The following is a 19,498-nucleotide window of genomic DNA, read 5'->3' as shown; positions in this document are numbered from 1 at the left end:
CATGAGTGAAAATGTAAAAAATCATTTCAGCATCCTTTTTGGGAGGGGATTATGAAGGCGATTAATGAGAGAGGCTTTACTCTTATTGAGATAATGATTGTTATAGCTATCATCGGTATCCTGGCTGCTATTGCCATACCACAGTTTTCAGCATACAGGATAAGGTCATATAACTCAATTGCGGTAAGCGACCTGAGAAATGCCGCAGCAGCGCAGGAGGCCTATTATGTAGAGTATAAATCCTATGCTAAGTCCGATATTGCCCTTGCCAAGAGACCTGATTTTTACACCTCCCCAGGTGTGGATCTTGATGTTACGGGTGATGATAATGGTTATACAATGACAGCCCATCATCGAAAGGGTAATAAAACCTATACGTTTACAGGCCCTGGCGGGTTAATCACAGACAATTAATCTTAAGTGGAGATTGAGATGAAAAGAGTAGATGTCTCTGTGATCATCCCTGCCTATAATGAGGCAGAGACAATCAGGGATGTTATAATAAAGGTAAAAGAGATAGACCCTGAATTTGAGATCATTGTTGTTAATGACGGCTCAAAAGATCAGACAGGGGAAATTGCCAGGGAGGCAGGGGCTATTGTTTACAGCCACCCATACAACATTGGTAATGGGGCATCCATAAAGAGCGGTATAAGAATAGCATCAGGCGATATACTTGTTTTTATAGATGGTGATGGGCAGCATGACCCCAATGATATTGCAAAGATGCTTCAATACTTCCCTGAATATGATATGGTTGTTGGGGCGCGTTCAAAGACAAGCCAGGTTTCCATTTTCAGGGGTTTTGGTAACAGGATGCTCAACTGGCTTGCAGGGTATGTGGCAAAGTTCAGGGTTCAGGACCTCACATCGGGTTTCAGGGCAGTAAAGGCTGAGATAGCGCAGAGCCTTTTATATCTATTACCAAACACCTATTCATACCCTACTACCATGACCCTTGGTGTTTTACGAAACGGGAAGAGCCTTAAGTATCTGCCGATTAATGCTGAAAAAAGGAAGAAGGGTAAAAGCAATATCAGTATATCACGTGATGGCGTGAGGTTTTTTATGATTATCACCAAGATATGCGCACTCTATTCGCCCTTCCGGATCTTTTTGCCTGTAAGCTTTTTCATCTTTCTTATCGGCTTTATCTATTATCTCGTCACATTTTTTACATATGGAAGATTCACTAACATGAGCGCCCTGCTCTTTACCACCTCCATAATCGTCTTTTTTATGGGGATTATATCAGAGCAGATAAGCCAGATGCGTTTTGAAAAAAGTGAGAGCGACAGGTTCAAAAACAAATAGCGAAACTAACATTGAAAAATATGAATCAAGGCAACAGATCAGTAACAATATTAGGCTCCATGCCTCCGCTCAGGGCGTTAAGCAGTTACTGTCTCTCATTTTTTCAGGCAATATCAGGGCTTATTGATGCTGAGTTTATCTCCTTTAAAAGTATTTACCCTTCATTCCTTTATCCTGGAGGGGCGCTTAAACAGGATAATACCTTTCCATCTCTTGAGGAAAAACTGGCAACCAGGGTAAGAAGAAATCTCACATGGTATAATCCATTGAGCTGGATTATGGAAGGGTTGCAAACAAACGGGCAGATCCTTCATGCGCAATGGTGGAGCCCGCCTCTTTTAATAATATATTTCACGATCTGCATAATATTTAAAATCAGGAAGAGACCTGTTGTGTTCACGGTGCATAATATCTTAAGCCATGAGAAAAACCCTTTCTATGAACTGTGTTCAAGGATACTTTTTAAGTTTTGTGATCATTTTATAGTCCATTCAAAAGCAAACCGGGCTAGCCTTATTGAGCATTTCAATATAAATGAGGAGAGCATAAGCCAGATACCACATGGCCCTCTTGCATTTAATAGTGGAAAAGAGATGAGCCGTGAGGATGCAAGGAAAAGATTGGGCATTTGTATGGAGGCTAAGGTTATCCTTTTTTTCGGGGCAATACGTCCTTATAAGGGGCTGGATATTGCACTTGAGGCATTTGCAATGGTGATTAAGGAAGTACCTGATGCACGTCTTCTCATTGCAGGCAGATTATGGGAAACCTGGGACAAATATCAAAAGATCATAGATGAAAATGGCCTCTCTAAACATGTTGATACACATCTCCATTACATTAATACTGATGAGGTGGCAGCCTTTTTTAATGCCTCTGATCTTGTAATATTGCCATACCTTGAATTCGATTCACAAAGCGGTGTTGGCGCGGCGGCAATGGCATTCAATAAACCAATGATAGTTTCAGATACAGGCGGGTTGCCGGAGCTTTTGAATGACCATAAAAATGTTATTCCTCCAGGGGATGCTGAATCGCTAGCAGCCAGGATCATATATTGCCTTAATAATAAGGACGAGCTTGCAAAGATGTCGCTAGAGGCAAAGGAGACAGCAGAGCGGATGTCATGGGATAATATTGCAATTGAGACCTTTAAGGTCTATGAAAAACTCCTTAATGATAAAATTTCTAATTGAATTATTTTTATGGGATATATTAAAGAAATAATACCTAAGATCATCCGCTACCGCCTGTTCAGTCTGGGGTTTTCGACACCCGGAACGCCTCTGAATCTGACATTTTCAGTAACCAACCTTTGCCAGTCCAGATGCAAAACATGCAGCATATGGAAGCTGTACAGGGATAACCCATCAAAAAGGGATGAAGAGCTTACTATTGATGAGATAGAAAAGATATTTAAATCAATGGGACACACATATCTGTTTAATATAAGTGGGGGAGAACCATTCTTAAGAAAAGATTTGTCACAAATCATAGAGCTTGCATGCAGATACCTGACTCCTGCAATCATTCATATCCCTACAAACGCAATTGCTGTTGATACAGTTGAGAAAGAGACCAGGAAGATTCTTGATATAATCAAAAATATAAAACCGGAGATCCAGCTTACAATCAAACCAAGCCTTGATCATGCAGGAGAAAGACATGACTATATAAGGGGAGTTGAGGGAAATTACAAAAAGGTTGCAGAGGCATTCAGAAGATTGAAAGGGATGAAAAAGGAGAATTCCAATCTTCATGTTGAGCTGGGCACAGTTATTTCAAGCTGGAATGTAAATGACATTGAAGAGATTTCACATTTTGCAATGAGTATGGAACCCGACAGCTACAGGAATGAGATCGCTGAAAAAAGGTCTGAGATGTTTAATATGGAAGATCCTATAACACCAGGGATCGAGTCATACAAAAAGGCTATTGATCTCTTTATCAGAGAAATTGATGGAAGAAAAAAGAGCCTTTCGTTTTTTCAGCGCATTAATAATGCCTTTCGTCTGGTTTACTATCATCTTGCCATACGAATAATGGAGGAAAACAGACATGTAATCCCATGTTATGCAGGCATATCAAATGCCCACATGAGCCCCTATGGTGATATATGGCCCTGCTGTACCCTGGGCTATGATAAATCCATGGGGAATCTGAGAGACCATAATTATGATTTTGGGTCGCTCTGGAACAGCCCTGATGCAGATAAGGTAAGGCGGTATATAAAGGATAAGAATTGTTCCTGCCCGCTTGCCAACCAGACCTATTCAAATATACTCATGCATCTGCCCTCTTTGACCAGGGTTATGAGGCATCTGTTTTATAAGTGAAACATTAAAATGACTGAACAAGCTAAAAAGAGAAGAGGGCTAAAGGCTATTGCAGTCATGCTAATATTGGCTATAGCTTTTGTATTTCTATTTCATAGCGTTTTACTGAAACAGATGGGTGAGTTTCTTATCCGTGACGATATACCGATCAAGTCGGACGCTGCGCTTGTTTTAAACACAGGCCTTGAATATTATCCTAGGCTTATTGAGGCGGCTGATATTTATAAAAAGGGGCTGGCTGAGAGGATTATCATAAATGGCGACAGGAAAACAGATTCTCTGCGGTATCTGGAAGCGCAGGGTTTTACAAGCTGCTGCACATGGTATGAAGATAGCATGCGGATACTTGAAATGCTTGGCGTGCCGAGGCACAGTATAACCGCAATAAGCGCAGAAGATGCCTATGATACGAATACAGAGGCTGAGGATGTAGGCACTGAGATAATTGCCTTGGGATACAATCGGATTATTCTTATAACAAGCAGGTTCCATACGAGGCGTGCGGCCCATATATGGAAGGAGATGTACGAAGGTAAACTTGATGTGATTTCTGTTTCAGCTAAAACAGACCCATTTGATCCGGCATCGTGGTGGAAAGATGGTCGGCAGATAAGATGGGTGCTCTCTGAATATGGTTCGTGGATTTTTTATTACTGGAAAAAGGTCACAAATATATAGAAAGGTTACAGATTGAACTACCTCATAACAGGCGCAACAGGTTTTATCGGCCCATATCTGGTCAGAAGACTTATATCTGAAGGGCACAGATGCCGCTGTCTTGTGAGAGATACAGGAAACAGGAATATTTATCAAGGCGCTGGTATTGAACTGGTTCAGGGCGATATTACCGACATTAACAGCCTCAAAAATATCGCAGAGGAGATAGATTGTATATTTCATATGGCGACCCTTGGTCACATGAATAATTTCCATGTGACTGAGGAGATGTTTATGAAGGTTAATGTCTGTGGCACTCAGAACATCATGAGAGAGGCCATCAAGGCAGGAGTAAAAAGGGTTGTTCATTGCAGTTCTGTTGCTGCGATGGGTATATGTTCTGAGGTGCCAGCAACCGAAAAGACTGAATGTCAACCTCATCATCCCTATGGCCGCAGCAAGCTGGAGGCGGAAGGAGAAGTTCTGCGCATGGTGGCTGAGAAAGCCCTTCCTGCTGTGATTGTGAGATTTTCAATGGTGTATGGCCCTGGTGACCCGCGTGATATGCTCAGACTTACAAGGCTAGCTAAAAAGGGGATGTTCCCGAAGATAGGCAATAGACCAAAGCTTACTCCAATGATTCATGTTGATGATGCAGTAACAGGGCTTCTGCTTGCTTCTGAAAAGGGGAGGGCAGGTGAGATATACCTGATCACAAACAGGGAATCCATGCCCTTTGATGATATAAGAAAGATATTACAGGAGGCGCTGGGTGTTAAAAGGATTCCATTATATGCGCCTGAGTGGGCAGCCCTTTTTATGGCCACACTGTGTGAAAAGGTGTTTTCTCTTACAGGTAAGGTTCCTCCTGTTACCAGAAAGAACATAGAGTCCACTCTCGCTGACAGGGTATTCTCAATAGAAAAGGCTAAGAGGGAATTGGGATTTAACCCTGAAAAAGACCCAGTGAAAGGGCTTAAGGAGACAGTGGAGTGGTACATGAAGCAGGGGTGGGTTTAATTCTGATTTTTACTATTCATGTTTCATTTGATTAATTATGCCATATCTGGCATAATTAAGGCGTTGAAATGAAAGAACTGATTTGGATGGGAAGCTCAAAAAATGATCTGATTAAATTTCCGGACGATGTGCGTCGTGTCATGGGATATGCATTATACCTGGCGCAGAAAGGGGATAAATATTTGCATGCAAAGCCTTTAAAAGGTTTTAAAGGGGCAGGTGTGCTGGAGATTGTTGAGGATTTCGAGGGTGATACCTACAGGGCTGTTTATACTGTTCAGTTCAAGGATATAATATTTGTGCTACATGCTTTTCAAAAGAAATCCAAAAAGGGGATATCAACACCAAAAATGGAGATGGATATTATTAATTCCAGGCTGAAGAGAGCAAAAGAGATTTATATAAAAGGTGAGTATCATGGATGAAAATTTAGAATTTGAATTAAGTAGTGGCAATGTTTTTAAAGATTTGAAGGTCTCTAACCCTGAAGAAGCAATGGCAAAAGCCGAGTTGGCACGTCAAATCAATCAGATTATTGCTGAGCGCCAGCTTACACAGCATGCTACTGCAAAAATTTTGGGAATTGATCAACCTAAAGTATCAGCATTGCTGAATGGTCGGCTTACTGGCTTTTCTACCGAACGGTTGCTGCGATTTTTAAACAGTTTGAATTACAACGTGGAAATAGTAATACGAGCCAAAAAGAATTCACAGAAAAGAGGAACCATAAGTGTTATCGCTGCCTGATAAGCATTATTTGTTTCTTCTGATCAACCAATATTATATGATGTGTATCGAATGACAAATAAAAAAGAAACAGAGGTCTTTGGAGTTACCTATGACCGCTATGTGCTTTTAAACCTGCACAGAATCATGACTGAAGAGTTTGGGCTCAAAACTGTTATAGAGATGCCCAGCCATGGCGCAAAGGCCGCAGGATCACTTTACTCCATAGGTTTTGGGCTCGCCGGATGTAATGTAACACTGGTAAACCCTGAGATGGAGATGATGTATGGATGGGATGAACTTGGCATCGGTAAAAATATTCAGACTGTCAAATGCACTGATGTCTGTAACACTCCATTTGAACATAACAGCTTTGATCTGGCCTGGAATTTTGTTACATGGACTGAGCTTGATAAACCGGAGCTCTTAATAAAGGAGATGAAGCGGGTATCTAAAAGATATGTGTTTCTTGTAACATGTAATAACTTTCAGCCTGGCTATCCCTGGCACAGGTTTCTGCACTGGCTATTCGGTTTTCCATGGACGCATGGGCAGGTGAAATACAATCATATTACAAGAGTTAGAAGGATGTTTGAAAAGGCTGGGTTAAAGGTGTCTGAATATGGCGCCATCGATACCCCTGGGTGGCCTGACCCCAGTGGGCCAAGGGATGTGAGGTTGCACAGGAGATATGGAACAAAAGGGGTTCAGCCTTCGGGGGCAAGACCTCTATGGAGTGTGCCAATTCTGGATTATATCAAAACAGGAAATTTTCCGGGCTGGATGAAGTACCTTGGAAGGTGGGATATGGCATTCAGAAAGGGTGTCTTTAAACTCCCCATGAGCCATCTTTTTTATGTGGTAGGAATCAAATCTGAATAATCACCAAAAACCAGAATAGTGCCCTATGACATGACATATGACAATATGCATATTGGAAATTAACGCCAATTTATATTTAGTGGGTTTTGTGTATTTCGTGGTTACATATTATGCTGCAGGCGCTATGAGAATTATCTTTTGACATCTACTTATATTGTGTCTACAATTAATCATAAATATGTACATAAATTGAGGGTACTTAAGATGGAAAATATAGGGGTGAAAGAACTAAGAGATAATCTTAGCAGTGTCCTTAAAAAAGTTGAGAGCGGCGAAGTTATAAGGATTATGCGACACGGGAAAGCCGTTGTTGAAATGCAGCCATTAATTCAAAGCAAAGAACAGAAGCTTCTGAATGGTTTGCAGAAGAAAGGTCTTTTAGGTGGGGGTACAGGTGTGCTTGGAAATATAAAGACCATTAAAAATGCCATGCCTGATAAACCTGTATCTGAAATGATTGTTGAGGATCGAAGGTGATTACCTATTTTGACAGCAGCAGTATTGTAAAATTGTTTATTGATGAACAATACTCGGATATTGCAAGGCTGGCAAGAGATGAAGCCGATACTGTTTTTACATCGATCCTTTCATACCCTGAGGTGTTATCCGCTTTTAACCGTGCCAGTCAGGAGGGGCGTTATAAAAAAACCGATATGGAAAAAGCCAGAGCAGAGTTCCAGAGGGAATGGAATAACTTTCGGTTGATAAAAGTTGATGAAACGTTGATCAATAGCACCATGGAACTTATCTTTGAACATAACCTGAGGGGGTATGACGCTGTTCATCTGGCGTCTGCCCTTGTCATTCAAAATGAAGGTGAATTATCTGATCTTTTCTTTTCATGCTTTGACAGAAATTTAAATAAAGCAGCAAAGAAGGAAGGGCTACTAATACACGAATTCGGTTAGTTTTATTCATCAAAAGTCAGGATATAATTCTTTGACAGGGCTTTTTTGAAGTGAGTGTCATTTGATATAATCAGGTCAACATTGTTTGAAACACCTGAAGCAATTATCAGGCTATCCATTACCCTCAAATTTGCCCATTCTATCTTTTCATCAATGCCTATATTCGTTATAACCTTTTCGGTAATTTCCTGACAGAGAATATTCGGAAAATTCATGAGATAATTTTTAACATCAAAGGCATTCTTCAGGTTACCCTTTTTTAAAGGGCCATGCATTACCTCTGCAATAGAAATAACTGAGATTACGGCTGATGTTTCACCTTTTTCTATCATCTCAAACAGTAGTCTGGATAATGAAACGTAAGGCTCTACTAAGTCGGTCAAGTAAATAATGATATTCGTATCAACAAGTATTTGTTTACCATAAACAGCTTTTCTTAAAACAGAGGGCTTAATCAGGCTCATCTATCTTTTCTTTCATTGTCAATGTAGTCATCAACTGCATTTTTGTCTTTACCAAAGCAACCAGCAGTTAATCCGGATATTTTTTCTGTAAATGAAGAAACTGGCTGGAGAATAACCTTGTTATCCTCCTTACTAAGAAGGATTCTGGTGCCAGGTTTTATCTTCATCTCTTTTCGAATATGGGCGGGCAAAATAATATACCCTCTATTTGAAACTGTGACACTTTCTGTTATCATGCTGCAAACCTCGTTATTTGATGTTAAATGATATTATAGCTGCAAAACTAAATCTGTCAACCTATTGTAAAATTGGACCTAAAATAGCGATAGTTTTGTTTATTCAGGTTTTTCACCATAGGTTAATTTGGGGCGGGAAAAAGGTTTTAGTCGAATAGCCTTTTTCGGTTAAAAATTTTCAACCCAATAACATTTTTTACCAGGTAAAGATGAATAATAAACATTGAATGCAAAAGGGGTTATGTGCTAAAAAAGGGAAAATCGTTAATAATTTGAGGTGTTTTTAATGCCGGATACCAGATTATCAGATACATCGCCTGCCATACACAAAATAATTGTTGAAGGATATCGCAGAATGCCCCCGCATGAAAAGCTTATTCAAGTTAATGAAATGACAAAAGCAGTTCAGCAGCTTGCCCTTGTGCGTATCCGAAAACAGCATAAAAACATCTCAGAGCAGGAAGAGCGGCTCAGGCTTGCTTCACTTTGGCTTGACAGGGAGACGATGATCAGAGTTTTTAACTGGGATCCCGGTCTTCAAGGTTATTAATATGACAGTAGCGGAACCATTAAGTATTACGAGAATTATTGCCAAAGTATTCGAGGATCTCAAAATACCCTATTTCATTGGTGGTTCTCTGGCAAGTTCTCTGTATGGTATCCCCAGGGCCACTCAGGATGTTGATATTGTAGCAGATATAAAAAAGGAGGATGTTTCAGTTCTCGTAGATAATTTAAAAGATCGTTTCTATATCGACCAGGATATGATATTTGACGCACTTCATCGTAAATCCTCCTTCAATGTAATCCATCTCAAAACTATGTTTAAGGTTGATGTGTTTATTCTTGGCCGAGATGATTTATCAAAAGAAGAAATAGGACGCAAAGACAGATACCAGTTATCTGATGATCCATTGGATCAAATTTTTCTGGCAAGTGCGGAGGATGTATTACTTCATAAATTATACTGGTATAAACTGGGAGGGTATGTGTCCGAGCGTCAATGGAATGATGTTATAGGGATTTTGCAGGTTCAATCAGGAAGGCTTGATATTGACTATCTTGTTAAGCGGGCAGAGCAAAGAGGGGTATCAGAATTACTTGAAAAGGCGTTGAAAGAGCAGTCTGATATTTAGGTTAGTTCGTTATCCTCGTATTTCACCGTAGGTAGTCAGATGAGGCAGGAAAAAGGTTTTAGTCGAATAGCCTCTTTCGTTTAAAAAGTTTTCAACCCAATAACATGTCTTTTGAGTATTCCTTTTATGATAGGATGCTACTGCAAAACGTGGGGAGTATTTTTCTATTGTATTTACAGAACCCTTTAGAGCTTCTATTTCAGCCCCTTCAATATCCATCTTTATCATATTTAGGCGTTCGGGGTTTATTTCAGCTACAAGGTCATCAATGGCAATGCAGTCGATCATCTTAATATCCGGCCCTGCCGCAGAATGGTTATCATCGACAATCCGGCAGGAAACTGTGTTATCAAACACCTTCAATGGTATTTTTGTGTTTTTATCCCAAACAGCCTTATTGATAAGGGTGATTTTACATTTTAAATTTTTAGTTCTTTCTTTTAAAATTCTGAAAGAAACCTCAAATGGTTCCACCGCAATAACAGTGCCTGACTTACCAACAAGTCGTGAAAAAAGGATAGTACAGTTACCGATATGTGCCCCGCAATCAATTATTACATCACCTCTTTGAGGCATGTATTGTTTAATGTAAGCAGAGTAAGAACAGGGAATGAGTTTAAGGAGGGGGATTGGTATAAATCGTAAGACAATCTCAAAAAACTTATTTTGATGTCTTATCGGCAATAGATTTAAAAATGAAGCAAGTATCTCAACAAGCCTTGTTCTCAGCCATTTAGTGTGTTTTTTCATCCGAAGATTTTGCCTGAACAGCGTCTATATTAGTTACTATCTCAATGATATTGTTTCTAAATTCATGACCTATAAAGTCTTTCATAAAAAGCCTTTGTAAAACCTGATAAAGCATTTTGGTTTTTATACTTTATAGTCCTTACTAACACACGCATGCTTAACGTAATTGATTTAATGATAAAAGATATTGCCTGTTTGAAAGGTTTGTTAAAGAATTTATTAATAAGCAGAAAATGGCTGCGAGTAATGTGATATTCATAAAAGGGAGAATTGTTTTGGGTAGTGAGGCTTACATGGTGGTAAAGCTTTGCGGATTCCACTATTCCAATCCGGTAACCTTTCTTGACCGCACGGTATGAAAATTCAACATCCTCACCATACATAAAAAATGTTTCATCAAAAAGACCGATATCCTCGAAAACCTCACGCCTGATCAACATGCAACATCCAGTTAGATAAAAGCAGTTTCGAGGCAGGAATGCTATTGGGTTATGTGTTACGATTCCTGTCATCATATTATAGTAATAACCATGAGACCACAGTCGATCTTTTTGAGGGTAATAATAAATAATTGGAGAAGATATATCGAAGGATTTGGATCCGGAGCCTTCGATCAGGTTTTTAACAAGATTTTCCGAAGCAATAATGTCATTATTTAGTATTAAAAAGTAATCAAAACCTAAAGGAAACTTTTTATTAAGAACATAATTCATACCACCAGCAAAACCAAGGTTGGTGTTTGATTCCATTACATCTACACAAGAATAACATCCTAGTGCCTTTCTAAGTGAAGTTACTTCTTTTTCATCCCCTGAATTATCGAGAACAACAATCCGTGTGATCGGTTGATCAATGATTGATTCAACACTTTCAACTGTATCGCGCCAGTTGAAATAATTAATCATAATTGCACAAATATTCATAATAAGTATTTACGATTTTTCTTTAAGAAGGTCTGCATTTTATTGCCAGCAAGAACCTTTGAGCGTTCAAAGTGTTAAGTGAATTTGATACCTTTCTACTTTTTATTTCAAAAAATTCGTTTGCCCAGACGACCTTTCTCGCCATCAGTAACCGCGCGAAGTATCAGCTTGAATCTTTTCCAACTACGATAATATAGTGCAAAATTTCCTAATATAGTAATATATAGCCACTTATTTAATAAATATATTAATGGATGCCCCGGGAACATTGTTCTGCCTAAATAAACCCTGTTTCGTACCTCATAGTAAGTTTTTTCCGCTGTCATCACCTTCAATCGCCTTGATATGTTGAAGGTTTTACTGGTGGTTGCGTTCCAAGGAGGTTCAATATCGTTTATGCAGCTGTCGGGTACCAGAAACAGAGAGCCACCTTTTAGGGTAAAGTTGAGTGTGTAGGCCAAATCATCCGAGTATAGGAAAAAAAGCGGATTTGGGAGCCCCAATATCTTAACAGCGTCTCGATGAAAGAATAATCCTCCATATGGGGCAAAATTTAATGAAATGTTATTTTTGTGATGATCTGTAAAGGCAGTGTCAGGCTTTTTTTTTGTTTGTATAAACAATAGAAAATCTTTCCAAATGTTGAATATGTGGAAGCCTATAAAAGACGCTGGCCTTGGGTAAATTATTTGAGATTTAGAATGAATGTAATACATCATTTCCGGAAGTGATTTACGGAATGACAGCAATAGAAAACCATCCTTCTTGATCTTTTCCGTATGAAATGAAAATGCATTTATCAAACCCATCAATGCATTTTTTTGAGGAAGATTGTCATCATCGAGGAGCCAAAAAAAATCATACGAGGTTTTAAATGCCGCTCGCAAACCAAGCGCATACCCACCTGCGGAACCTATATTCTCATACGATGTCAAGATTTCAATACAATCTGGATATGTCTTTGAAAAATTATTGAGCATTTGATGGGTTTCAAAGGTCACGGCATTCGCTACCACGATGATATGTCCTACCCCGATATCTAGAACAGCTGAAAGAACTCGTCGGAGATTTTCTGTTCGCGATCCATAAGCCAGGATTACTACGCATACAGATAATTGTGATATTTTAGTTTGATCATACATTAGTAATATACTTTCATGAAATAAATTTTCAAACGAATCCGGGATGGCTGGGTAATAATTTATTTAAAATGCTTCGTAGTCTATTTTTACATATTTATTGAAAAGATAATAATATTAGATAGTTTAAACCTACCAATAATTATCTGATTTATGCTTAAGAAAATAATTTCGCCTTAAATGCATAAAGAATTTTTTTGGATATAAAGCCCACATAATGATGAGTGGATCAATAAATCGTAATAATGGCCATTGATATATCGGTTGTATGGGTCTTGTTTGCGGATCAATATGACGTGCTACTTTGGCAATTTTTGCCCAATATACTGGACTTAAGAAAAAGGCCGCATGTACGCAGAACCATAAACCTTGTGCAATGGATCTTCGCCGCCCTTCTGTTAATCGATCGGTTTTCTCTAGTGTCTTGAATATTTGTATTAATGCTTCTGCAGTTATACGATTTGCATCATTAATATCCTGTTTTGTAGAAATACGAGTACCCCAGTGATGTTGCCATACACCGACAGCTTCATTTAGCTTTATATATTTTACTTCCTTTGTTTGACATAGTTTAAAAAGCCAAAAAACATCTTGACGACTCTTGATATGAGGGTCCCAAGTAAGCCCCTGGATAGCATTCTTTCGATATACATATGCGTGAATTAAATGAAATCCAATGGGAGATGTTATTGATTCACAAAAGTCATTAAATTCAGGAGGTTTTAACGTCCGAATAATCTTACCATACGAATTTATGACATCAATAGCCCCGCATGTAATATCAAAGTTAGAGGTCCTGATTAATTGGTACTGGATAATAGCTTTATCTGGAAAAAGGTAATCATCATCATCTAAAAACCTCAAAAACTCTCCTCGAGCTTCTTCCATGCCTCTATTGCGGGCAATATTCGCGTTTGCTTCCTGGATTGGTATTATTTTTACACAAGGGTTGTTTTTATATGGTTTAAGAGATTCTTTCCAGGATTCGTCCGGGCCGTTTGGCACTACAATGATTTCAATCTCATTTTGTTGCATACCAGCTAACGCACTATTTACGGCTCTGGGCAAATAATGCGGACGATTAGCAGTAGGAATTATTACTGAAACTATAGGAGACATTTATTTGTTATTAGTCCAGATGCAGATGTGTAAGTCATTACTTAAAAAGTTTGTAGGGGTAATAAATTATTTGAATATATCTAACTTTATACCCCAAAAAATGTTCGGCCAATAGCTTGGATCGAAAATGATAATATTTCGGGTAGTTTTTTGCACATAATAACAAAGGAATAATGTCAGATCCTATTTGCCTTGCACTGACTGGCTATATTTACAAATAGAAGCCCAGGCAAAATCATTTTTTGACTGGTTTTTTCCAATATAGTCTAAAAACTTCATCCATTTTTTATAAAAGGGGAAATAAAATGAAACAGAAGCATTTTTTGGTTTTAAAATATTTTCCTGTTCAAGTCCTAATCTATGTAATAAATATATATTCTGATAACCTATCTCAGGAAATACTGCAACCGGTGTGTTCATCCTTAAACTGGCCATTCGAAACCAGAGGTCATCGGTAGTGGGTGCAATTTCTAAAAACATATGATCAGACAAAAAATCAACATCCAATAATTTTTTTTTGTAAACAGCACCAGCACCTCCTGTTGGCAGGATATTATTTCCTTTCATTTTCTCATTGATCAAATCCCATTTTGTATAATTCTGCCAGTTTCTGATAATATTTTTTTTCATAAGTCGTGCTCTGCAGCAGACTATTGAATCTGGCTCTGAAGTTGAAAATTTCAAAAGGTTTTTAAGCCAATTCGTAGCATACAGAATATCATCATCCGCAGTAACGATAAGGTCCTTATCATCAGCAAATTCTAACGCTGGAAGTAACTTTCTGTATGACCCGGTATTTTCAACTATATTTATTTTTATATTAGGATTTATCAACCAGTCAGGTATAGCCTTAAAACCGATGTCACTGAGATAGGAATCTTTAGAAAGATTTATCAATATTAGATCAGGTTTCACTGACTGCTTCAAGATAGATTGTATACCATAAAATAGCATATGAGATCTTTCAAATGTGCTGGTTAGTGAAACGATAACTCTCAATTGATTTCCTCGTATTAAAGTCGCTAAATATTTTTTAGAATATTTTTCTGATACTTTCTAGAGTGTCAACCATTCTTTTACTAGTTTACCAAAGTTTAAGACCGAATCGAGTCTAATTTCGTTGATCTTAATGTTATTACAAATAGCATCTAAATCCTTAATATTATCAAACTCCTCAATACCAATAATTAGTCCATTCTTATAAATTTTTTGAAAATCTATTATTTTATTATCAACAGGAAAAACGATATAAGGTATTCCAAGCCCATAAGCGAAGATTGCTCCATGTAGACGGGTAGATACTACAAGAGAACTCTTGCAGTATAATTTCTTTAGTATTTTTTGAATACCTTGGAATCTATACTGAATATTGTCTGTTCTTAATACGGTAGACTTTGTTTTAGTTTGTATCTGTTTGTATAATATTTCAGATTTATCGCTTGAAAGAATTTCATCATGAAAACTGTATAGGAGATGTTTAGAAGGGTGTTTATAAGTAAGAAAATCCGATAAATAGGCTATTGTGGGACATGGTCCTATATTTGCGTTTTTGATATCGAAATAGTCCACAGTTATTTCATCTCTTACATTAACCAAGTCTGCCTGAGAAAAGACTGCTCTGACTTTTTTCTTATCTTCTTTTTCCCACCCTGTAGAATATAGAGGTAAACATATGCCTACTCCCCAAATTACAGTGGGGAGCCTGCATTCTTCTGCATATTTTCGCCAAAAAGATGAGAAACAGGGATGAAGCAGCCCGGCTCCTCCTATAATAGCATGTGTATAATTTTCATTAATAAATTTAAAATCAATATTTTTGTCATGGATGTTCCATGTATCCGGATGTGTCTGAATTATTTTACGAATTCCAAGTATGGGAGTGTAATTCCCAATATTGTTAACAGCCGAATAAAATTGAATTGTTTTGGATTTTGGAACTCTCTGCTGCTTTACCAGTGTGGATAAATCATAGAATTTTATCCTACTGTCAAATAGTAATGAATTGCTCATGTTGCCTGCTATTTTGGGCGTTTTAAATAAAGATTTTCTTAAATGGCTAATGAATATTTTTAAACATTAACTTGCTATATTCGTAATACTTAAGTAAGTTTTTCAACCCTCTTGAAAAGAAAATTATCAGCCCAAGATAGCTGAGAATACCTGTTATCAAACATATAACTAAGCTGGCCATATCTCCAAAAATTCTAATTTTTGATAAAAGTAAATAACATATTACACCCATAGCTAAACTCGCAGCAAAGGGTTGCTTAATCGCTTCTAAAAAATGGCCTATATGAATGGATGTGTTTTTGTAGGAAAAAAATAAAGAAGGGAAAAGCACGGCGTACACAGAAATTGCATAAGCCCATGCAACTCCTTTTGCCCCTTTAGATACTCCAAGAACAATGGCTAGGCTAATTATTAAAGCCACTGTGACACCCTGGAAAAGATATTTTCGACTTTGCCCCGTGGATAGCAAAACCAACCCACGTGATGAACCTACAGGCTGGATTAAGGCTGCGATTGCTAGAATCCTGAATATTTCACCAGCCTTAATCCATTGAGGTCCTAGAATGATTTTTATTATGTTATCAGAACAAACGAACATGAAAGTGACCAGAGGCATATAGATAAAAGAAAGGATCGATAAATACTCCATGTAATAATCACGGAATCGCTCATGATCATTCTGAAGACGGCTCATAGCAGGTAGCGCAACTTTGTCAAGAGGAGCCCTAAAATTGGTGATGGGCATCATCAAAAGCTGGTAAGCTTTACTGTAAAAACCCAGCGGGCCGCTACCGTGGTAACGGCCGATGAGGATATTATCGAGATTTCTGGCAAAAAAGTTAATTGTATTAAAACCTGCGATATCCGATCCGAAACGAATCATAGGTCGAATCCCTGTTTTGTGTTTGGGCAAACAGGGCTGCCACCTGGCAACCAACCATAGACAGAATGTATTGCTGGCAGATAAAGTGATGGTATTAAAGACAAGCGCCCAGTAGCGGTAGCCATGAAGCGCCATCAAAATAGCAATTCCAATTCCCAAAAGCATTGAAAAAATATGGATTTTAGCTAGGCTAAAAAACCTCATCTGGCGTGTAAGAAGTGCTTGATGCTGTACCCCCAGCCCAGTGATCATAAAGTTCATTGAAAGAACCACAGTAACCCAAACAAGCTGAGGTGTGTGGTAAAACCACGCTACCGCAGGGGAGAGTGATGCCACGACCAGGGTTATGATTAATCCTAGCCCTGCATTAATCCAGAACAGGTTACTTACCTGCTCGTGACTGATTTTATCTCTTTGGATCGTAGCTGTGGACAGCCCGAGGTCACTGAAGACCCCTGCAAATCCTGTTATCGCAGCTACCATTGCGATAATGCCGTAATCCTGAGGCGACAGAATTCGTGCCAGGATCATTGTTGACCCTAAATGTATCACTAAGGAAAGAGACTGTGATGTAAGGGTGACCGCGCCGCCGCGCAGTGACTGTTTTTTTAGATCAGTATTGGGATGTTGAGGGGCGAAAAATGACATAGTGTAGAAGGTTACGAGTTATTTTCATTGGGGTAGGGACATATAAAAGAAAAAGACTTTTAGCGTTTTTCACTGGCATATATTAATCTATGTTATATTATTGTAATATCTTAAGTCCCTGCCCAGAATTCATCAGGGCGGAGGTCATCATTCTCTTCGTGTGAGCGGCCTATCAGTTCACTTCCCAAATCCTTCATGCCGTACCAGAGTGATTTTTTCAGGCTCCGGCAGAATTTTTTTGAGACGTTTTCGACTCGGATGAGGACGTCGTCGGAGGGATGAGGGCTGAGACCGGAAACCGGAGGAGAAACCTGAGGGCTGAGACCTGAGACCTGAGTTGAAGAATGAGGGCTGAGACCTGAGACCTGAGTTGAAGAATGAGGGCTGAGACCTGAAACCTGAGGTAAATCATTTTCCATTATTTACATCTCATCTTTACATTTTTTGACATGGTTACAAATATGGAAATCAGTTGGTTAGATTCATCAAATAACCAGTCAAGCTTATCAGATATAATGGCGCAATCATCTCGAAGGAGTTCAAGCCATAGCATGGTTTCCTCTGCTTCCTGTACACATATTTCAATTTTGGAGATAAATTCTGCATTGCTTCTTGCTCTTGATGCTTCACGATAGTTTGCAGCTACAGAGGTGCCTGATCTTAGAAGTTGTTTCCCTATAACCTGACACTCCATTCGGTTTTTGGGTAACTCACAGTATAATCGAATAACAGCAGAGGCATATTTCTTTGTCCTCTGCCTCAAAATCTCTTTTCTGTCTTCAGCTTTCTCCACTATATTTCTTTCACCTTTCTTATCTCAGGTTTCCAGTCTCCAGTTTCAGGTTTCAGGTCTCTCCTCTCAGGTTTCAAGTTTCCTGTCTCACCTTTCAGGTTTCAGGTCTCACCCCTCATCCCTCTTTTTAGGCATCATCAAGAAAATCAGCGAAAGCGGTTAATTCCGCCTTCAAGCTGCTAAATAAATCTGGTATTTTTTCGACGATGGTTTTAATTTTTGATGGATTAAAATTGAAGGTATAAACATTTCTTACTACATGCCGGAATCCTCGTAATTCATTAAGATCTAAAAAACTGGATTTTGAAATAATCGCAGGTCTTATTTTAGGCAATTCTTTTGAAACTTGTTTAAGTAACTGCTGGTGCCAATTTTCACCTTCTGGAATGGTCCCATCTATATTTGTCACAATTATTTCAAATAAACGCTCCAAACCTGTATAAAAACCATGAAGATTGAGCGCGACGCTATCAAGATAGTATGTGTCAGCGTTATGTTCTGCCTTTGCCCAACCTTCATTAATTCTATGTGCAAGAACCTCAAGATCTTCAACTCCAGATCTTATACGTAATGAGGTCTGTTGTATGATAGAATTCATATCAAGTGGCCTTCGACCTCGATAGCTTTTTTTAGGCCGGGGTTGCAATCATCAATATCGATCAGATCAATTTTAAAAAGAGGAGATAATCCGATTATTTCAGCAACAGCGGAATAAAATTTCTCAGGGGCTATACCTGAAACAGCGATATCAATATCAGAATGTAAATGATATCCTGATTCTCTTGCTAGAGAACCAATTAATAAGACCTTTTTGGCACTATAGTTTTTTTTAAGTAAATGAGATGCTTTTCTTGCGATTTGCCATGCATCAAGCTTCTGCTGTTCAACTTCAGCATCACTATATGAATTTTGGCTCATAATAAGGGAAGGATTATATTTTCTCCATTCTTCCCGGGGTATTTCCAATGTGGTTTTTGCCATATTTTTTCCTGATTTGTTATATGAGTCTCTTTAAACTGGCGAATTCAAAGTCTTCATCAACTTTATCTAACCATTCTTTGATTACCTTCGGATCAGCCATATAAAACGCGACCTTCATCAAGAATTGTTTTAATAAAGGGATCGCCAAGCTTGATTCGCTCTTCGAATTCTTCAGGACGATACACTAACATATCTGCAGCAATATCTCTTTCTATTAAATCATCCAGTTCCCTCATTCTATCCAGACCTTGTGATGGCACATTTTCTTTTATTATCAAAAAATCAAGATCATTTAATTTTTCATATTCTCCACGTCCTGCAGATCCAAATAAGATTATTTTTAAAGAATTATATTTTTTGATTAGTTGATCGAAAATTTTTTCAATTTCTTTTATAATTTCGTTTTTTTCCATGCCCATAAAATATCATAGCTTGGTATTGTATACAATAGGGTTTTTAGCAAATTGTTATTAATACATGAACAGAGACCTGATGCCTGAAACCGGAGAGGAGGGCTGAGGGCTGAGACCTGAAACCTGATGAGAGGGTTGAGGGCTGAGACCTGAAACCTGA

27 protein-coding genes are annotated in these 19,498 nt (G+C 38.4%); 13 read left to right on the top strand and 14 right to left on the bottom strand.

The features are described 5' to 3' along the window. Nucleotides 1-51 precede the first annotated feature (51 nt). The 11 genes from GX654_04035 to GX654_03985 all read left to right on the top strand — a co-directional run bounded on the left by GX654_04035 (nucleotide 52) and on the right by GX654_03985 (nucleotide 7,843). Nucleotides 52-414: a prepilin-type N-terminal cleavage/methylation domain-containing protein gene (locus tag GX654_04035; GenBank protein ID NLD36018.1), complete on the top strand. Its 363-nt coding sequence runs from the start codon at nucleotides 52-54 to the stop codon at nucleotides 412-414. Between the two features lie 18 nt (nucleotides 415-432). After that, nucleotides 433-1,314, top strand: coding sequence for a glycosyltransferase family 2 protein (locus GX654_04030; GenBank protein NLD36017.1), 882 nt, complete (start codon nucleotides 433-435; stop codon nucleotides 1,312-1,314). 20 nt (nucleotides 1,315-1,334) lie between these two features. Then, nucleotides 1,335-2,510, top strand: coding sequence for a glycosyltransferase (locus GX654_04025; protein NLD36016.1), 1,176 nt, complete (start codon nucleotides 1,335-1,337; stop codon nucleotides 2,508-2,510). Between the two features lie 9 nt (nucleotides 2,511-2,519). Next, the gene (locus GX654_04020) at nucleotides 2,520-3,650 is read left to right on the top strand and encodes a radical SAM protein (GenBank protein ID NLD36015.1); all 1,131 of its coding nucleotides are present in this window, start codon (nucleotides 2,520-2,522) and stop codon (nucleotides 3,648-3,650) included. 9 nt (nucleotides 3,651-3,659) lie between these two features. Continuing rightward, nucleotides 3,660-4,328: a YdcF family protein gene (locus tag GX654_04015; GenBank protein ID NLD36014.1), complete on the top strand. Its 669-nt coding sequence runs from the start codon at nucleotides 3,660-3,662 to the stop codon at nucleotides 4,326-4,328. Nucleotides 4,329-4,340: 12 nt separating this feature from the next. Continuing rightward, nucleotides 4,341-5,327, top strand: a complete 987-nt coding sequence (locus GX654_04010) for an NAD-dependent epimerase/dehydratase family protein (GenBank protein ID NLD36013.1) — start codon at nucleotides 4,341-4,343, stop codon at nucleotides 5,325-5,327. A gap of 68 nt (nucleotides 5,328-5,395) precedes the next feature. After that, nucleotides 5,396-5,752, top strand: a complete 357-nt coding sequence (locus GX654_04005) for an addiction module toxin RelE (protein ID NLD36012.1) — start codon at nucleotides 5,396-5,398, stop codon at nucleotides 5,750-5,752. Beyond that, entirely contained in the window at nucleotides 5,745-6,074 is a 330-nt protein-coding gene (locus GX654_04000; protein ID NLD36011.1) for an XRE family transcriptional regulator, read from the top strand. Before GX654_04005 ends, GX654_04000 begins: the two co-directional genes overlap by 8 nt. Before the next feature lie 51 nt (nucleotides 6,075-6,125). Then, the gene (locus GX654_03995; GenBank protein NLD36010.1) at nucleotides 6,126-6,935 is read left to right on the top strand and encodes a class I SAM-dependent methyltransferase; all 810 of its coding nucleotides are present in this window, start codon (nucleotides 6,126-6,128) and stop codon (nucleotides 6,933-6,935) included. 204 nt (nucleotides 6,936-7,139) lie between these two features. Continuing rightward, complete coding sequence (locus GX654_03990; GenBank protein ID NLD36009.1) at nucleotides 7,140-7,412, top strand: type II toxin-antitoxin system prevent-host-death family antitoxin; 273 nt, start codon at nucleotides 7,140-7,142, stop codon at nucleotides 7,410-7,412. Next, nucleotides 7,409-7,843, top strand: coding sequence for a type II toxin-antitoxin system VapC family toxin (locus tag GX654_03985; GenBank protein NLD36008.1), 435 nt, complete (start codon nucleotides 7,409-7,411; stop codon nucleotides 7,841-7,843). The genes GX654_03990 and GX654_03985 overlap by 4 nt, the downstream gene beginning before the upstream one ends. A gap of 2 nt (nucleotides 7,844-7,845) precedes the next feature. Here GX654_03985 and GX654_03980 read toward each other — a convergent pair whose 3' ends face one another. Then, nucleotides 7,846-8,307 (bottom strand): type II toxin-antitoxin system VapC family toxin, encoded by a 462-nt coding sequence (locus GX654_03980; GenBank protein NLD36007.1) that lies wholly within the window; start codon nucleotides 8,305-8,307, stop codon nucleotides 7,846-7,848. Further along, nucleotides 8,304-8,543 (bottom strand): AbrB/MazE/SpoVT family DNA-binding domain-containing protein, encoded by a 240-nt coding sequence (locus GX654_03975; GenBank protein NLD36006.1) that lies wholly within the window; start codon nucleotides 8,541-8,543, stop codon nucleotides 8,304-8,306. Before GX654_03975 ends, GX654_03980 begins: the two co-directional genes overlap by 4 nt. 286 nt (nucleotides 8,544-8,829) lie before the next feature. Between GX654_03975 and GX654_03970 the strand changes: the two genes are divergently transcribed. Next, complete coding sequence (locus GX654_03970) at nucleotides 8,830-9,093, top strand: hypothetical protein (protein ID NLD36005.1); 264 nt, start codon at nucleotides 8,830-8,832, stop codon at nucleotides 9,091-9,093. Nucleotide 9,094: 1 nt separating this feature from the next. Beyond that, a complete protein-coding gene (locus GX654_03965) occupies nucleotides 9,095-9,679 on the top strand; it encodes a hypothetical protein (protein NLD36004.1) in 585 nt (194 codons plus the stop codon). 9 nt (nucleotides 9,680-9,688) lie between these two features. Here GX654_03965 and GX654_03960 read toward each other — a convergent pair whose 3' ends face one another. The 12 genes from GX654_03960 to GX654_03905 form a co-directional block, all read right to left on the bottom strand. Beyond that, nucleotides 9,689-10,429, bottom strand: a complete 741-nt coding sequence (locus GX654_03960; protein NLD36003.1) for an FkbM family methyltransferase — start codon at nucleotides 10,427-10,429, stop codon at nucleotides 9,689-9,691. Nucleotides 10,430-10,491: 62 nt separating this feature from the next. Beyond that, nucleotides 10,492-11,334 carry a glycosyltransferase family 2 protein gene (locus GX654_03955; GenBank protein ID NLD36002.1) on the bottom strand — a complete coding sequence of 281 codons (843 nt, stop codon included), beginning with the start codon at nucleotides 11,332-11,334 and terminating at the stop codon, nucleotides 10,492-10,494. A 125-nt stretch (nucleotides 11,335-11,459) separates the two neighbouring features. Beyond that, nucleotides 11,460-12,494: a glycosyltransferase gene (locus GX654_03950; GenBank protein NLD36001.1), complete on the bottom strand. Its 1,035-nt coding sequence runs from the start codon at nucleotides 12,492-12,494 to the stop codon at nucleotides 11,460-11,462. 129 nt (nucleotides 12,495-12,623) lie between these two features. Further along, nucleotides 12,624-13,610, bottom strand: a complete 987-nt coding sequence (locus GX654_03945) for a glycosyltransferase family 2 protein (protein ID NLD36000.1) — start codon at nucleotides 13,608-13,610, stop codon at nucleotides 12,624-12,626. Nucleotides 13,611-13,793: 183 nt separating this feature from the next. Further along, nucleotides 13,794-14,525, bottom strand: a complete 732-nt coding sequence (locus tag GX654_03940) for a glycosyltransferase (protein NLD35999.1) — start codon at nucleotides 14,523-14,525, stop codon at nucleotides 13,794-13,796. A 141-nt stretch (nucleotides 14,526-14,666) separates the two neighbouring features. Beyond that, nucleotides 14,667-15,620, bottom strand: coding sequence for a polysaccharide pyruvyl transferase family protein (locus tag GX654_03935; protein ID NLD35998.1), 954 nt, complete (start codon nucleotides 15,618-15,620; stop codon nucleotides 14,667-14,669). A 46-nt stretch (nucleotides 15,621-15,666) separates the two neighbouring features. Further along, nucleotides 15,667-17,151: an MOP flippase family protein gene (locus GX654_03930; protein ID NLD35997.1), complete on the bottom strand. Its 1,485-nt coding sequence runs from the start codon at nucleotides 17,149-17,151 to the stop codon at nucleotides 15,667-15,669. Nucleotides 17,152-17,261: 110 nt separating this feature from the next. Next, nucleotides 17,262-17,570 (bottom strand): hypothetical protein, encoded by a 309-nt coding sequence (locus GX654_03925; protein ID NLD35996.1) that lies wholly within the window; start codon nucleotides 17,568-17,570, stop codon nucleotides 17,262-17,264. Then, a complete protein-coding gene (locus tag GX654_03920; protein NLD35995.1) occupies nucleotides 17,570-17,914 on the bottom strand; it encodes a four helix bundle protein in 345 nt (114 codons plus the stop codon). The genes GX654_03925 and GX654_03920 overlap by 1 nt, the downstream gene beginning before the upstream one ends. 157 nt (nucleotides 17,915-18,071) lie before the next feature. After that, on the bottom strand, nucleotides 18,072-18,542 hold the full coding sequence (locus GX654_03915) for a hypothetical protein (GenBank protein ID NLD35994.1): 471 nt from the start codon (nucleotides 18,540-18,542) through the stop codon (nucleotides 18,072-18,074). Continuing rightward, nucleotides 18,539-18,925: a nucleotidyltransferase domain-containing protein gene (locus GX654_03910; GenBank protein NLD35993.1), complete on the bottom strand. Its 387-nt coding sequence runs from the start codon at nucleotides 18,923-18,925 to the stop codon at nucleotides 18,539-18,541. The genes GX654_03915 and GX654_03910 overlap by 4 nt, the downstream gene beginning before the upstream one ends. 92 nt (nucleotides 18,926-19,017) lie before the next feature. Then, entirely contained in the window at nucleotides 19,018-19,338 is a 321-nt protein-coding gene (locus GX654_03905) for a nucleotidyltransferase domain-containing protein (GenBank protein ID NLD35992.1), read from the bottom strand. Between the last annotated feature and the right edge of the window lie 160 nt (nucleotides 19,339-19,498).

It is taken from the genome of Desulfatiglans sp. (assembly GCA_012513605.1).
Classification (GTDB): domain Bacteria; phylum Desulfobacterota; class DSM-4660; order Desulfatiglandales; family HGW-15; genus JAAZBV01.
The sequence above is the reverse complement of the archived record's forward strand: the minus strand, read 5'-3'. Positions and strand labels throughout refer to the sequence as shown.

Bases quoted from the DNA above. Each gene is read 5' to 3' on its own strand.
- GX654_04035 (NLD36018.1), top strand. From the start codon at position 52: ATGAAGGCGATTAATGAGAGAGGCTTTACTCTTATTGAGATAATGATT.
- GX654_04030 (NLD36017.1), top strand. From the start codon at position 433: ATGAAAAGAGTAGATGTCTCTGTGATCATCCCTGCCTATAATGAGGCA.
- GX654_04025 (NLD36016.1), top strand. From the start codon at position 1,335: ATGAATCAAGGCAACAGATCAGTAACAATATTAGGCTCCATGCCTCCG.
- GX654_04020 (NLD36015.1), top strand. From the start codon at position 2,520: ATGGGATATATTAAAGAAATAATACCTAAGATCATCCGCTACCGCCTG.
- GX654_04015 (NLD36014.1), top strand. From the start codon at position 3,660: ATGACTGAACAAGCTAAAAAGAGAAGAGGGCTAAAGGCTATTGCAGTC.
- GX654_04005 (NLD36012.1), top strand. From the start codon at position 5,396: ATGAAAGAACTGATTTGGATGGGAAGCTCAAAAAATGATCTGATTAAA.
- GX654_04000 (NLD36011.1), top strand. From the start codon at position 5,745: ATGGATGAAAATTTAGAATTTGAATTAAGTAGTGGCAATGTTTTTAAA.
- GX654_03995 (NLD36010.1), top strand. From the start codon at position 6,126: ATGACAAATAAAAAAGAAACAGAGGTCTTTGGAGTTACCTATGACCGC.
- GX654_03990 (NLD36009.1), top strand. From the start codon at position 7,140: ATGGAAAATATAGGGGTGAAAGAACTAAGAGATAATCTTAGCAGTGTC.
- GX654_03980 (NLD36007.1), bottom strand. From the start codon at position 8,307: ATGAGCCTGATTAAGCCCTCTGTTTTAAGAAAAGCTGTTTATGGTAAA.
- GX654_03975 (NLD36006.1), bottom strand. From the start codon at position 8,543: ATGATAACAGAAAGTGTCACAGTTTCAAATAGAGGGTATATTATTTTG.
- GX654_03970 (NLD36005.1), top strand. From the start codon at position 8,830: ATGCCGGATACCAGATTATCAGATACATCGCCTGCCATACACAAAATA.
- GX654_03965 (NLD36004.1), top strand. From the start codon at position 9,095: ATGACAGTAGCGGAACCATTAAGTATTACGAGAATTATTGCCAAAGTA.
- GX654_03960 (NLD36003.1), bottom strand. From the start codon at position 10,429: ATGAAAAAACACACTAAATGGCTGAGAACAAGGCTTGTTGAGATACTT.
- GX654_03955 (NLD36002.1), bottom strand. From the start codon at position 11,334: ATGATTAATTATTTCAACTGGCGCGATACAGTTGAAAGTGTTGAATCA.
- GX654_03950 (NLD36001.1), bottom strand. From the start codon at position 12,494: ATGTATGATCAAACTAAAATATCACAATTATCTGTATGCGTAGTAATC.
- GX654_03945 (NLD36000.1), bottom strand. From the start codon at position 13,610: ATGTCTCCTATAGTTTCAGTAATAATTCCTACTGCTAATCGTCCGCAT.
- GX654_03935 (NLD35998.1), bottom strand. From the start codon at position 15,620: ATGAGCAATTCATTACTATTTGACAGTAGGATAAAATTCTATGATTTA.
- GX654_03930 (NLD35997.1), bottom strand. From the start codon at position 17,151: ATGTCATTTTTCGCCCCTCAACATCCCAATACTGATCTAAAAAAACAG.
- GX654_03925 (NLD35996.1), bottom strand. From the start codon at position 17,570: ATGGAAAATGATTTACCTCAGGTTTCAGGTCTCAGCCCTCATTCTTCA.
- GX654_03915 (NLD35994.1), bottom strand. From the start codon at position 18,542: ATGAATTCTATCATACAACAGACCTCATTACGTATAAGATCTGGAGTT.
- GX654_03910 (NLD35993.1), bottom strand. From the start codon at position 18,925: ATGGCAAAAACCACATTGGAAATACCCCGGGAAGAATGGAGAAAATAT.
- GX654_03905 (NLD35992.1), bottom strand. From the start codon at position 19,338: ATGGAAAAAAACGAAATTATAAAAGAAATTGAAAAAATTTTCGATCAA.